The 11,737-nt window shown below is 69.4% G+C and carries 12 protein-coding genes; 7 read left to right on the forward strand and 5 right to left on the reverse strand.

Annotated elements, in window-relative coordinates:
* Positions 1–90: 90 nt before the first annotated feature.
* A complete protein-coding gene (gene purB, locus ACZZZQ_RS08100) occupies positions 91–1,473 on the reverse strand; it encodes an adenylosuccinate lyase (RefSeq protein WP_056275439.1) in 1,383 nt (460 codons plus the stop codon).
* Positions 1,470–1,946 (reverse strand): low molecular weight protein-tyrosine-phosphatase, encoded by a 477-nt coding sequence (locus ACZZZQ_RS08105; RefSeq protein WP_230100954.1) that lies wholly within the window; start codon positions 1,944–1,946, stop codon positions 1,470–1,472. Before ACZZZQ_RS08105 ends, purB begins: the two co-directional genes overlap by 4 nt.
* Positions 1,947–2,176: 230 nt before the next feature.
* On the opposite strand from ACZZZQ_RS08105, the gene ACZZZQ_RS08110 reads away from it, so the two are divergent.
* Together ACZZZQ_RS08110 and ACZZZQ_RS08115 are read left to right on the forward strand one after the other, a co-directional pair.
* Positions 2,177–2,440: a hypothetical protein gene (locus tag ACZZZQ_RS08110; protein WP_463507304.1), complete on the forward strand. Its 264-nt coding sequence runs from the start codon at positions 2,177–2,179 to the stop codon at positions 2,438–2,440.
* Positions 2,437–3,714 carry a hypothetical protein gene (locus tag ACZZZQ_RS08115; protein WP_463507305.1) on the forward strand — a complete coding sequence of 426 codons (1,278 nt, stop codon included), beginning with the start codon at positions 2,437–2,439 and terminating at the stop codon, positions 3,712–3,714. The genes ACZZZQ_RS08110 and ACZZZQ_RS08115 overlap by 4 nt, the downstream gene beginning before the upstream one ends.
* A 27-nt stretch (positions 3,715–3,741) precedes the next feature.
* Here the strand turns inward: ACZZZQ_RS08115 and ACZZZQ_RS08120 are convergent, their stop codons facing one another.
* Positions 3,742–4,146, reverse strand: a complete 405-nt coding sequence (locus tag ACZZZQ_RS08120) for a phage holin family protein (RefSeq protein ID WP_053098140.1) — start codon at positions 4,144–4,146, stop codon at positions 3,742–3,744.
* A gap of 52 nt (positions 4,147–4,198) precedes the next feature.
* Between ACZZZQ_RS08120 and ACZZZQ_RS08125 the strand changes: the two genes are divergently transcribed.
* From ACZZZQ_RS08125 to ACZZZQ_RS08145, 5 genes are all read left to right on the forward strand, one after another.
* Positions 4,199–5,272: a histidinol-phosphate transaminase gene (locus tag ACZZZQ_RS08125; RefSeq protein WP_431738648.1), complete on the forward strand. Its 1,074-nt coding sequence runs from the start codon at positions 4,199–4,201 to the stop codon at positions 5,270–5,272.
* A 96-nt stretch (positions 5,273–5,368) separates the two neighbouring features.
* On the forward strand, positions 5,369–6,496 hold the full coding sequence (pdhA, locus tag ACZZZQ_RS08130; RefSeq protein WP_053099303.1) for a pyruvate dehydrogenase (acetyl-transferring) E1 component subunit alpha: 1,128 nt from the start codon (positions 5,369–5,371) through the stop codon (positions 6,494–6,496).
* 115 nt (positions 6,497–6,611) lie between these two features.
* Positions 6,612–7,592 (forward strand): alpha-ketoacid dehydrogenase subunit beta, encoded by a 981-nt coding sequence (locus ACZZZQ_RS08135; protein WP_053099302.1) that lies wholly within the window; start codon positions 6,612–6,614, stop codon positions 7,590–7,592.
* Between the two features lie 36 nt (positions 7,593–7,628).
* Positions 7,629–8,984, forward strand: coding sequence for a dihydrolipoamide acetyltransferase family protein (locus ACZZZQ_RS08140; RefSeq protein ID WP_053098139.1), 1,356 nt, complete (start codon positions 7,629–7,631; stop codon positions 8,982–8,984).
* Positions 8,985–9,051: 67 nt separating this feature from the next.
* Positions 9,052–9,966 (forward strand): aldo/keto reductase, encoded by a 915-nt coding sequence (locus ACZZZQ_RS08145; protein WP_463507306.1) that lies wholly within the window; start codon positions 9,052–9,054, stop codon positions 9,964–9,966.
* Here the strand turns inward: ACZZZQ_RS08145 and ACZZZQ_RS08150 are convergent.
* Positions 9,957–10,496 (reverse strand): 2'-5' RNA ligase family protein, encoded by a 540-nt coding sequence (locus ACZZZQ_RS08150; RefSeq protein WP_230100917.1) that lies wholly within the window; start codon positions 10,494–10,496, stop codon positions 9,957–9,959. The two genes, ACZZZQ_RS08145 and ACZZZQ_RS08150, sit on opposite strands and share 10 nt — an antisense overlap.
* A gap of 4 nt (positions 10,497–10,500) precedes the next feature.
* Positions 10,501–11,721, reverse strand: a complete 1,221-nt coding sequence (locus ACZZZQ_RS08155) for an ROK family protein (RefSeq protein WP_463507307.1) — start codon at positions 11,719–11,721, stop codon at positions 10,501–10,503.
* Positions 11,722–11,737: the final 16 nt, after the last annotated feature.

Here is an 11,737-nt window from a genome sequence, read left to right on the forward strand (position 1 = left end):
GGTGCGTTTCTGGCCCGGCATCGCGCGCGCGGTGCGTTTCTGGCCCCGCACCGAACGAGCGGATGCCTCAGCGGCACCCGCTCGTTCGCGCTACTTCGCGAGCTGCTCGGCGATGCCGGTGTACGAGGCGGGGGTCAGGGCGAGCAGGCGCTGCTTCGCGGCATCCCCGATCTCGAGTCCCTCGACGAACTCCGCCAGGTCCGCGGCGCCCACGCGGTGACCGCGGGTGAGCTCCTTCAGCAGCGCGTAGGGGTCGCTGATCGACGAGCGGCCGGCGACGACCTCCGCGCGGATGACGGTCTGGATTGCTTCGGCGAGGACTTCCCAGTTCACGTCGAGGTCGGCGAGCAGCACGTCGCGCGAGAGCGAGATGGCGTTCAGACCGCGACGCAGGTTGTCGATCGCGAGCAGCGAGTGGCCGAACGCGACGCCGATGTTGCGCTGCGTCGTCGAGTCGGTGAGGTCGCGCTGCAGTCGGCTGGTGACGAGGGTCTGTCCGAGGGATGCCAGCAGGGCGCCGGAGATCTCGAGGTTGGCCTCGGCGTTCTCGAACCGGATCGGGTTGATCTTGTGCGGCATCGTCGACGATCCGGTCGCGCCCGCGACGGGGATCTGCGCGAAGTATCCGAGCGAGATGTACGTCCAGATGTCGGTGGCGAGATTGTGCAGGATCCCGCCGGCGTGACGCACGCGATCGTAGAGCTCGACCTGCCAGTCGTGCGACTCGATCTGCGTGGTCAGCAGGTTGAAGCCCAGACCCAGGCCCTCGATGTACTCGCGCGAGATGGTGGGCCAGTCGGCGTCGGGGTCGGCGGCGATGTGCGCCGACCAGGTGCCGGTCGCGCCCGAGAACTTGGCGAGGTAGTCGGATGCTGCGATCTGCGCGCGCACGCGCTCGAGACGCCACGCGAAGACGGCGAGCTCCTTGCCCATGGTCGACGGAGTGGCCGGCTGACCGTGGGTGCGGGAGAGCATCGCGGCGTCGGCGTGCTCGGCGGCCAGCTCGCGGAGCTTCGCGATCACGACGTCGAGACCCGGCAGCCAGACCTCCTCGACCGCGCGCTTGACGGTCAGGGCGTAGGACGCGGAGTTGATGTCCTCGCTCGTGCAGGCGAAGTGGGTGAGCTCGGCGATCGCGTCGAGGCCGAGGGCCGACAGGCGGTCGCGCACGAGGTACTCGATCGCCTTCACGTCGTGCTGCGTGACGGCTTCCTTCTCGGCGAGCCAGTCGATCTCGGCCTGGCCGAAGTCGCGGTAGAGGGCGCGCAGGCGCTCCTTGTCGGCATCCGACAGGGGGCTCGTCTCGAAGAGCGAGCGGTCGGTGAGCGCGATCAGCCACTCCACCTCTACCTCGACACGGGCGCGGTTGAGGCCGGCCTCCGAGAGGAAGTCGGCGAGGCCGGTGACGGCGCCGCGGTAGCGACCGTCGAGGGGGCTCAGCGGCTGGGGCGGGAGCGAAGGCTGGAAAGTCAGGGGAGTCCTCCTGATCGGGCCCCGGGAGTGCGGGGCGTGCGGGGCTGGCGGAGAGCCGGCTCGAGCTGGCGGAACAGCCCGCGAGTCGCGGTCTCAATCATACCGAGCACCGAATCGAACATCTCGGCGCCGGCGTAGTAGGGGTCGGGGACATCCTGGCTGTGCGCGTCGGGGTCGAAGGCGAGCAGCAGGGTGACCTTGCCCTCCTCGTCCTCGTTGGCGGCCCACTCGCGCAGGATGCGCTCATGAGTGCGGTCGAGGGCGACGACGAGGTCGTTCTCCGAGAAGGAGGAGAAGGTGAACTGCTTCGCGCGGTGGAGTGAGCCGTCGTAGCCGCGGCGGCTGAGGGAATCGAGAGTGCGGTGGTCGGCCCGTTCGCCGAGGTGCCAATCTCCTGTTCCCGCGCTGCGGGAGACGATCCGCGAGCCGAGACCCTGACGTTCCGCGAGATCGCGGAACACCACCTCCGCCATCGGAGAACGGCAGATGTTCCCCGTGCACACGAAGATCACGCGGAAGGGATCCGGGGATGTCACCGTCCTATTCTGCCGGTCGCAGCCCGATCGCGCGATGCCGGAGATCCCGGGCCGGGCGGGCGCACCCGTTCTGCACCGGTGCCGCGACCGAGCCATCTGCTCACGAGGCCCGAGATCCGAGGGGCGTCCGCACATCGCAGCGGCAGCGGATCGCGGATGCTGGGCGCATGTACTCCTTCGCACTCGCACAGACCGGCGCCGCCGACACCGCCTGGGCCCAGTCCTGCGCCGTGGCAGCGCTTCGCAGCGCCGTCGAGGCGCTCGACGACGTGCGCGCATCGCTCGCCGTCCTCACCGCCGACACCGACTGGCACTCCGACGGGGTGCGCGCGATGCAGCACTCGCTCGACGATCTCCGACGGAGGACACGCGTCGAGGCATCCGAGATGCGCAGCCGTGAGTCTGAGGCCGAACGGATCGACGTCTCATGACAGGGCTGACGATCGACCACGGGGGAGCGATCGCCGTCGACCCCGACGTGCTGCGCGATGTCGCTCACCGCATCGATGCCGTCGCCTCCCGTTATGAGGATGTGCGTTCGGCCATCATGCGAGCGCATCGGATCATCGTCGACACTCCTGGCTTCAGCGAGCACGTCGACACGGTGGGGCTGTGGGCGTCGGGCGAGCACGTAGCTCGACTCCGCTCCGAGTGCCAGGAGACCGCCGAGTCCACCCTTCTCATGGCCGATGCCTACGAATACGTCGAACTGCGAGCGGAGGCCGAGATGCTCGCGCAGACCGATCCGAGCACGGCGCAGCGGCTGACACGACGAGCCGATCGTCTTGCTGCGTCGGACGAACGCATCTCGAAGATGGCCGACGACCTCGTCGCTGAGTGGCGCGCCAGACGATTCGAAGGCCTCACGGGCAACCTCGTGACGCCCGCCCTGTACGACCACGTCTTCGGGACCGCGGCGCTCGTCGGGGCGTTCTCGGGGTTCGGCAAGGTGCTCCCCGGCGAGAGGCTGCAGGGCACGGCCGACCCCGTCACGGTCTCGCCGGTGAAGACGTCCTCGCCCCAGGGGGCGCCCTCGGGCCTGGCCGGAGCCTTGAGGCGCATGCCGGTCGCCGTCGGAGCGCAGGTCGCCGTCGAGAAGTACTCCTTCGCCGACGGCACCACGAAGTTCGTCGCCTACCTGGAAGGAACGCAGAGCGTCGCGTGGGGAGGTGCGCAGCCGTGGGACTCCAAGTCCAACGCCGAGCTCTACACCGGGAAGAGATCCGCGTCGTATCAGGCGACGATCGAGGCGCTCGAGGCGGCGGGGGCGCAGCCGGGCGATGAGGTCGATGTCGTCGCCCATTCGCAATCGGCCATGGTCGCCGCTCACCTCGCGATGGAGAGCCCGTTCGACGTGCAGATGCAGATCACGGCGGGAAGCCCGGTCGAGCCGACCCTGGATGACGACCAGACCATCATCCAGCTGCGTCATTCCGACGACGTGGTCTCCGGGCTGGCCGGCGGAGGATCGCCCGAGGGGACCGGGTCGGATGACAGCATCACCCTGCTCACTGAAGGAACCCCGCAGGACACCCTCGGGGACCTGACGGTCGATGCGCACCACCTCGACACGTACATCGACACCGCGGAGATGGCCGATGAGCTCAGCGACCAGCGAATCGATGCGATGCACGAGTTCTGGCGCGAGCTCGACACCGCCGAGGTGGTCGAGCGCACCGAGTATCAGGCCGAGCGTGTCGGATGACGGCCGCGCGAGGTGCGCAGGCAGGCGTCAGTCCCGACGCTGCTTCTTGCTCTGCGGACGCAGGATGAAGCCGAAGACACCGTTGATCAGCGAGATGATGAGCGCGGCGAGCACGCCCCACCAGAAGCTGCCGACCGTGAGACCCCAGCCGAACCCGCTCGTGATCCACGCCGTGAGCCACAGCAGGAAGCCGTTGATCACGAAGCCGATCAGTCCGAGGGTGATGATGTACAGCGGGAACGCGACGATCTTCACCACCGTGCCGATGACGGTGTTCACGAGCGCGAAGATCGCGGCCACCGCGAGCAGGGTCAGCACGAGCTGCAGGGTCTCGCCCGGCGCGAACGCCCTGATCTGCACCTGCAGGGCGGGGATCAGCGTCACGACCCAGAGGGCGAACGCGTTGACGACGACTCGGATGATGAAGCGCATAGTCCGCCCAGTCTTCCATGTGGGGCGCGGGAGCGCCGCGGAATCTAGACTCATGACTGTGACCGACCCGATCCTTCCGCGCATCCGTCCCGCCATCGCCGCCCTGGCGCCGTACCGACAGGGCAAGCAGGCGGGCCCCGACGCATTCAAGCTCTCGAGCAACGAGAACCCGTTCGAGCCGCTTCCGTCGGTCGCCGCGGCGCTGCAGCACACGACGCCCATCAACCGATACCCGGATGCCACCGCCGGCCGCCTTCGCGTACGACTCGGTGCACGGTACGCCGTCGAGCCCGACCAGGTGCACGTGGCTGCGGGCAGCGTCTCGATCCTCCACCAGCTGATCCTCGCGACCGCCTCCGTGGGTGACGAGGTCGTCTACGCCTGGCGCTCGTTCGAGGCCTATCCGAGCCTGCCGCTCGTCGCGGGGGCGACCGGGGTGCAGGTGCCTCTCACGCCCGACTCCCGTCACGATCTCGACGCGATGGCTGAGGCGGTCACCGAGCGCACGCGTGCCGTCATCCTCTGCACCCCGAACAACCCGACCGGTCCGATCATCACGAGCGACGAGTTCGCGACGTTCGTCGAGCGCGTCCCCGCCGATGTGCTGATCGTCCTCGACGAGGCCTACGCCGAGTTCGTGACGGTGCCCGGGACGGTCGACGGTCTCGCCGAGCGGGTGTTCGAGCGGCATCCGAACGTCGTCGTGCTGCGCACCTTCTCGAAGGCCTACGGACTCGCGGGCCTGCGCATCGGATACGCGATCGGCAACGAGAAGGTCCTCGATGCCGCGCGCACCACCGGCATCCCGCTCTCCGTCACGTCGGCAGCCGAGAACGCCGCGATCGCGAGCCTCGACGCCGAGTCCGAGCTGCTCGAGCGCGTCGCGGTGATCGTCGAGCGCCGCACGCGCCTGCTCGAGGGGTTGCGTCGGCAGGGCTGGGACGTGCCCGACTCGCAGGCCAACTTCATCTGGCTGCCCACCGGCGAGCGCACCGACGAGGTCGCCGCCGCATTCGTCGCCGCCGACCTCATCGTGCGCCCGTTCCCGGGTGACGGCATCCGCATCTCCGTGGGCGAGGAGGCATCCGTGGCGCGCGTGCTCGAGGTCGCATCGTCACTGCGCTGATCCGCGCCGTTCCGCCGTTTCTCCGGGTTCCCGGCAGATGCGAGGACGTCCTAGGTATGCGTGACCGGGCATGCGTGCGCGGGTAGCGTGGGGGTCGTGACCTCGTCAGAGACTGAACTCGTCCGCGTCCTGGATCAGGATGGCCGCTTCACGCCGAGTCCGGCTGCTGAGCAGTATCTGTCGTTGATCGAGGCGATCAGCGACGCCGAGCTCGAGCAGTTCTACCGGGACATGGTGGTCATCCGCGCGATCGACACCCAGGCCACCAACCTGCAGCGACAGGGACAGCTGGCGCTGTGGCCGCCGAGTCGTGGGCAGGAGGCCGCCCAGGTCGGTTCGGCCCGCGCCGCCCGCGCCCAGGACACGCTCTTCCCGTCGTACCGCGAGCACGCCGTGACGCGCATCCGCGGCGTCGACCCCGTCGACATCATCAAGCTGATGCGCGGTGTCTCGCACGGCGGCTGGGATCCGACAGACCCCAAGAACGGCAACACCCGCCTCTACACCCTGGTTCTCGGCTCGCAGGTGCTGCATGCAGCCGGCTACGCGATGGCGTTGAACTTCGACGGTCGATCCGGCACCGGCGACGTCGACAAGGACGAAGCCGTCATCGTCTACTACGGCGACGGGGCGTCGAGCCAGGGCGACGTGCACGAGGCGATGGTCTTCGCCGCGAGCTATCAGGCTCCCACCGTCTTCTTCCTGCAGAACAACCACTGGGCGATCTCGGTGCCGGTCGCGACGCAGTCGCGGGTGCCGCTGGTCGAGCGCAGCGCCGGCTACGGCATCCCCAGCGTCCGCGTCGACGGCAACGACGTCCTCGCCAGCTACGCCGTGTCGCGCGTCGCTCTCGACGAAGCCCGCAGCGGCCAGGGTCCCCGGGCGATCGAGGCGGTCACGTACCGTCTCGGCGCGCACACCACCAGCGACGATCCCACGAAGTACCGCGGCTCCGACGAAGAGCAGTCGTGGGCGCTGCGAGACCCGATCGACCGCATGCGCGCCTTCCTCGAGAACAGGGGAGCGGCGGGGCAGTTCTTCGCCGACGTGGATGCCGAGGCGGCCGACGCCGCCGAGGACCTGCGTTCACGCAGCGTCGAGCTCGGATCGCCGACCGCAGACAAGATCTTCGATCACGTGTACAGCGACCCGCATCCGCTCGTGGCGGAGCAGAAGGCCTGGCACACGCGCTACGAGGCATCGTTCGAAGGAGACGGCAAGTGATGGACTGCCTTCAGGATTCTCGGCCAGGAGCGACTTTCGCGGCCCGCGCTGCGCGCAGTGGCCGCCGAACGTGCGTATGGCCGCAGAAGTTCACGACGTCGAGGACGGTGCACGCATGACCCTCGAGACGATGCCCCTCAGCAAGGCGCTGAACTCGGGCCTGCGCCGGGCGCTCGAAGACGACTCCAAGGTCCTGCTCATGGGCGAGGACATCGGCAAGCTCGGCGGTGTCTTCCGCGTCACCGAGCATCTGCAGCGCGACTTCGGCGACCGGCGCGTGCTCGACACCCCCCTCGCCGAGTCGGGCATCGTCGGCACCGCGATCGGGCTCGCGATGGCCGGGTTCCGTCCGGTGATCGAGATCCAGTTCGACGGTTTCGTGTTCCCCGCGTTCGACCAGATCACGACCCAGCTCGCCAAGCTCACGAACCGCCACGAGGGCAGGATCAGCCTGCCCATCGTGATCCGCATCCCCTACGGCGGGCACATCGGAGCGGTCGAGCACCACCAGGAGAGCCCCGAGGCCTACTTCGCGCACACCCCCGGCCTGCGGGTGGTGTCGCCGTCGACGCCGAACGATGCGTACTGGATGATCCAGGAGGCCATCGCGTCCAACGACCCGGTGATCTTCATGGAGCCGAAGAGCCGCTACTGGCAGAAGGGCGAGGTCGAGCTCGACGCGTCCGCCGCCCCGCTGCACTCGTCTCGCGTCGTGCGCACGGGATCCGACGTCACGCTCGTCGGACACGGAGCCATGGTCACGACCCTGCTGCAGGCGGCCGCGCTCGCCGAGGCCGAGGGCACCAGCTGCGAGGTCGTCGACGTGCGGTCGCTGTCTCCGGTCGACTACGAGCCCATCCTGAGCTCGGTGCGCAAGACCGGACGCATGGTCTACGCCCAGGAGGCCCAGGGCTTCGTCAGCATCGGCAGCGAGATCGCCGCGACCGTCATGGAGCGCGCCTTCTACGCGCTCGAAGCTCCCGTGCTCCGCGTCTCGGGATACGACACTCCGTTCCCGCCCGCGAAGCTCGAGGGCACCTACCTCCCTGACGCCGACCGCATCCTCGAGGCCGTCGACCGTTCGCTCGCCTACTGATCTCACCCTGATCTCACCGTTCCGAAAGGACCGCACATGAGCACGCAGAACTTCAACCTCCCCGATGTGGGCGAGGGCCTGACCGAGGCCGAGATCGTGGCATGGAAGGTCGCGCCGGGTGACTCCGTCGCCATCAACGACGTCATCTGCGAGATCGAGACCGCCAAGTCGCTCGTCGAGCTGCCGTCGCCGCACGCCGGAGTCGTCGGCGAGCTGCTCGCCGCCGAGGGCGCGACCGTCGAGGTCGGCTCGCCGATCATCACCTTCGTGACCGATGCGCGCGACGACGCCGGACCCGGCAAGATCGCCACCGCGGAGGCCCCCGCGCCGGAAGAGGGCGGCGGGTCGGTTCTCGTCGGCTACGGCACGGGCGGCGGTGCGACGTCGCGGCGCAAGCGTCCGGCGGAGCGCCCGGTGCGCTCGTCGGTCGGCGTGATCGCGAAGCCGCCGATCCGCAAGCTCGCCCGCGATCTGGGCGTCGACCTCACCACGGTCACGCCCACCGGAGCCGACGGCGAGGTGACCCGCGACGACGTGATGACCCACGCCTCGCAGGCCAGCGTCTTCCGCAACATCGAGACGCCCGAGTGGGGCGCCGTGCGCGAAGAGACCGTGCCCGCACCGCAGAGCACGCCGGCGGGCCTCGCCCGTGGAGTGTCGGCAGCGCCGGCATCCGCCCCGGTGTCCGACGACCGCACCGAGTCGATCCCCGTGAAGGGCGTGCGCAAGGCGACCTCGTCGGCGATGGTGCAGAGCGCGTACTCCGCTCCGCACGTCACCGTGTGGAAGGAGATCGACGCGAGCCGCACGATGGAGCTCGTCAAGAGGCTCAAGGCATCGCCCGACTATGCCGACATCCGCGTCTCGCCGTTGCTGATCATGGCCCGCGCCGTCATCTGGGCCGCCCGTCGCACCCCGATGGTGAACGCCGCGTGGATCGAGACCGAGGGCGGCGCGGAGATCGCGGTGCGTCACTACGTGAACCTCGGCATCGCCGCGGCGACGCCTCGCGGTCTGCTCGTGCCGAACATCAAGGACGCGCAGGACCTCAGCATGAAGGACCTCGCCCGCGCTCTGAACAGGCTCACCCTGACGGCGCGCGAGGGCAAGACCAGCCCCGCCGACCAGCAGGGCGGCACGATCACGATCACCAACATCGGTGTGTTCGGGATGGATGCCGGTACCCCGATCATCAACCCCGGCGAGGCGGGCATCGTGGCCATGGGCACGATCAGCCAGAAGCCGTGGGTCGTCGACGGCGAGGTGCGCCCCCGCTGGGTGACCACGGTCGCAGGCTCGTTCGACCACCGCGTGATCGACGGCGACGGTATGAGCCGCTTCATCGCCGACGTGGCATCCGTGCTCGAGGAGCCCGCACTGCTCGTGGAGTGAGGCGGACAGCGGGGATACAGTGGCGGAGAACCGTGATGACCGCCCCGACAGAACGGACTCAACGCGGATGAGGATCGAACCGACTGCCATCACTCTCGGAACCTCCGGCCTCGGCCGGCATTCGGAGCCGGGATCCGCCGAGGAGAGAGCGGCCGTCGATGTCGCCATCGACCTGCTCACGAGCCGTCATGGGTTCGTGGACACGTCGAACAACTACTCGGCCGGTCGATCCGAAGCCGTCATCGGCATCGCGCTGCGCGAGCTGGGGATGGACGGTTCGCGAGTCATCTCGAAGGTGGATCAGGACCCTGAGACGGGCGTGTTCGACCGAGACCGCGTCCTCCGCTCGTTCGAGGAGACGACCGCGCGGCTCGGGGTCGACCGGCTTCCGCTGTTGCACCTGCACGACCCGTACTCGGTGTCGTTCGAGGACACGATCTCGATCGGGGGCGCGGTGCAGGGGCTCATCGAACTGCGGAGCGCCGGCGTGGTGGACGCGATCGGTGTGGCGGCGGCTCCGGTCCCGCTGATGGCGAAGTACGTCGAGACGGGGGTGTTCGACGCCGTGCTGATCCACAACCGATTCACGCTCGTGGATCACTCGGCTGAGAGTGTGTTCGCCGACGCCAAGGCACGCGGCATGGCCGTGTTCAACGCTGCGCCCTTCGGTTCGGGACTGCTCGTCAAGGGGCCGCATTCCGGTGCGCAGTACGCCTATCGACCTGCCGGCGAGGAGCTGCTGAGGTGGACCGAGCGTCTGCAGCACGTGTGCGCGGAGCAGGGGACGTCGATGGCTGCCGCAGCGCTGCACTACTCGTTGCGGTCCCCGCTGGTCGACTCCACAGTCGTCGGGGTGTCGAGACCGCATCGTCGTGAGCAGCTCGACGAGCTGGAGCAGGCGGAGGTCCCGGAGGCGCTGTGGGGCGCCATCGAGAGCCTGGGGTCGGCGCCTTCCCCGGTGGACGACAGCGACTACGCCTGACGCAGCTCCGCGAGCGCAGTGATCTGCGCGGTGCCGGGGTCCCAGTGCCGCACACTGCGCGCGTGAGCGTGGATGTCGCCGCCGATGAGATCCAGCGCGTCCGCCAGATCGGTGACCCGCAACCGTCGGGCGAGGGCGACGTGCGGCATCCACTCGCCCGGCGCGGTATGCGGGGCATCGTCACCCGGCCCGACGGCGGAGAGGATCGTCTCGCGGAGGTGGATCAACTCCGCACGGGGAACGATGCTCCGCGCCAGCACACGGCGATCTCCGGAGCCGAAGAGCAGGGGAGCGCCCAGCGTGATCGGGAACGACGGGATGCCGGCGAAGACATCTGGTCCGGGCGGTGACAGGTCGACGCGTGCGACCAGCGTGATGTGAGGGCGGTTGCTCGCCGACGTGTGCCCCGCGAGGCTCGACAGGCCGCGCGCCGCGAGAGCATTCCATTCGGCCCGGACCGCGGCCTCGGCCCCTGCGTCGAGGAGCAGTTCGATCGATGACGGGGAGCGCTGCGGCTCTGGTTCTCGCACGACGTCAGCTCACCGCGCTGAGCCGCCGCTCCGCGAGCAGCGGCACGGCCACCTCGCGCGCCGCCCTGCGCGCGGTCGCGACGGCGCCGACCGAGACGACCTCGGCGCCCAGCGTCGAGGCGAGGATCTCGGGTGCCGGCAGGTGCAGCTGGGCCGGCAGCACCTCGCGCGCAGCCGTGAGAACGGGGGCGATGCTCTCGGCCACCGCCCCGCACACGATCACGCGGGAGGGGTCGTACATGCTGCCGAGCACGCCGACCACACGGGCGAGCGTCGCGCCGACGCGGGAGGTGGCCAGGAGCGCATCGGCATCGCCAGCTGCCGCCGCCGTCAGCACGGCGCGGGGGTCGATGCGCTCCTCGCGTGCGAGCCGCCCGATCGGGGATTCGAAGGAGATCTCGCCGCTCTCGACCGCCGCCCGCACCTGATCCTGCAGGGCGTAGCGCAGACCGAAGGCCGAGCCGACGCCGATGATGTGGTCGAACACGACACCCTCGCCGACTCCACCGTGAGCGCCGTGCAGCACGTGGCCGTCGACCACGACGCCGCCGCCGAAGCGTTCGCTCGCGAGCAGGGCGACGTAGTCACGGCATCCGATGGCTGCGCCGGCCGAGCCCTCGGCGATCGCGGCGAGCTGTGCGTCGTTCTTGATCTCCACGACGGGGGCCCAGTCGGCGAGCGCCTCGGCGAGACCGGGGTTCGTGCGCTCCCAGAAGCCCTCGGGATGCGGCGGAGAGATGCCCGCCCGGTTGACGGGCGCGGCGACGCCGACGCAGATCGCGAGCACCGCCTCGCGCGAGACCTCGGCCTCGGCGAGCGCGTGCTGCATCTGGTCGAGGATCGTGGCGCGGCGTGCCGCCGCGGTCTGCGTCGGTTCGAGGTCGGTGCGGTGGTGCACGAGAGTGTGTTCGGTGGGGTCGGCGACGGTCACCGCGAGGTGGGTGTCTCCGGCATCCACCCCGATGACGACGCCCAGGTCGGATGCCAGCACGAAACGTCGCGCCGGGCGTCCTGCGCGGTAGCTTCCGGCGGCGCGGGCGTTGGGCAGCTCGCGCAGCACCCCGGCGTCGACGAGGGTGTCGATCCCGTCGATCGCTGTGGAACGGGTCAGCGAGGTGCTCGCCATCGCCTCGGTCGCGGTGAACTCCCCGGCCGCCCAGGCGAAGTCGAGGATGGCGCCGACGCTGGCTCGTCCGGTGCCGAGACCTGCGGAGACTTCTGTCACGGGCCTTGACCTCACT

The organism is Microbacterium sp. AC132 (assembly GCF_979258525.1).

What these genes read in the sequence shown, in the direction of transcription:
- ACZZZQ_RS08105 (WP_230100954.1), bottom strand. Translation starts at nt 1,946, where the DNA reads ATGGCGGAGGTGGTGTTCCGCGATCTCGCGGAACGTCAGGGTCTCGGC.
- ACZZZQ_RS08110 (WP_463507304.1), top strand. Translation starts at nt 2,177, where the DNA reads ATGTACTCCTTCGCACTCGCACAGACCGGCGCCGCCGACACCGCCTGG.
- ACZZZQ_RS08115 (WP_463507305.1), top strand. Translation starts at nt 2,437, where the DNA reads ATGACAGGGCTGACGATCGACCACGGGGGAGCGATCGCCGTCGACCCC.
- ACZZZQ_RS08120 (WP_053098140.1), bottom strand. Translation starts at nt 4,146, where the DNA reads ATGCGCTTCATCATCCGAGTCGTCGTCAACGCGTTCGCCCTCTGGGTC.
- ACZZZQ_RS08125 (WP_431738648.1), top strand. Translation starts at nt 4,199, where the DNA reads ATGACTGTGACCGACCCGATCCTTCCGCGCATCCGTCCCGCCATCGCC.
- ACZZZQ_RS08135 (WP_053099302.1), top strand. Translation starts at nt 6,612, where the DNA reads ATGACCCTCGAGACGATGCCCCTCAGCAAGGCGCTGAACTCGGGCCTG.
- ACZZZQ_RS08140 (WP_053098139.1), top strand. Translation starts at nt 7,629, where the DNA reads ATGAGCACGCAGAACTTCAACCTCCCCGATGTGGGCGAGGGCCTGACC.
- ACZZZQ_RS08145 (WP_463507306.1), top strand. Translation starts at nt 9,052, where the DNA reads ATGAGGATCGAACCGACTGCCATCACTCTCGGAACCTCCGGCCTCGGC.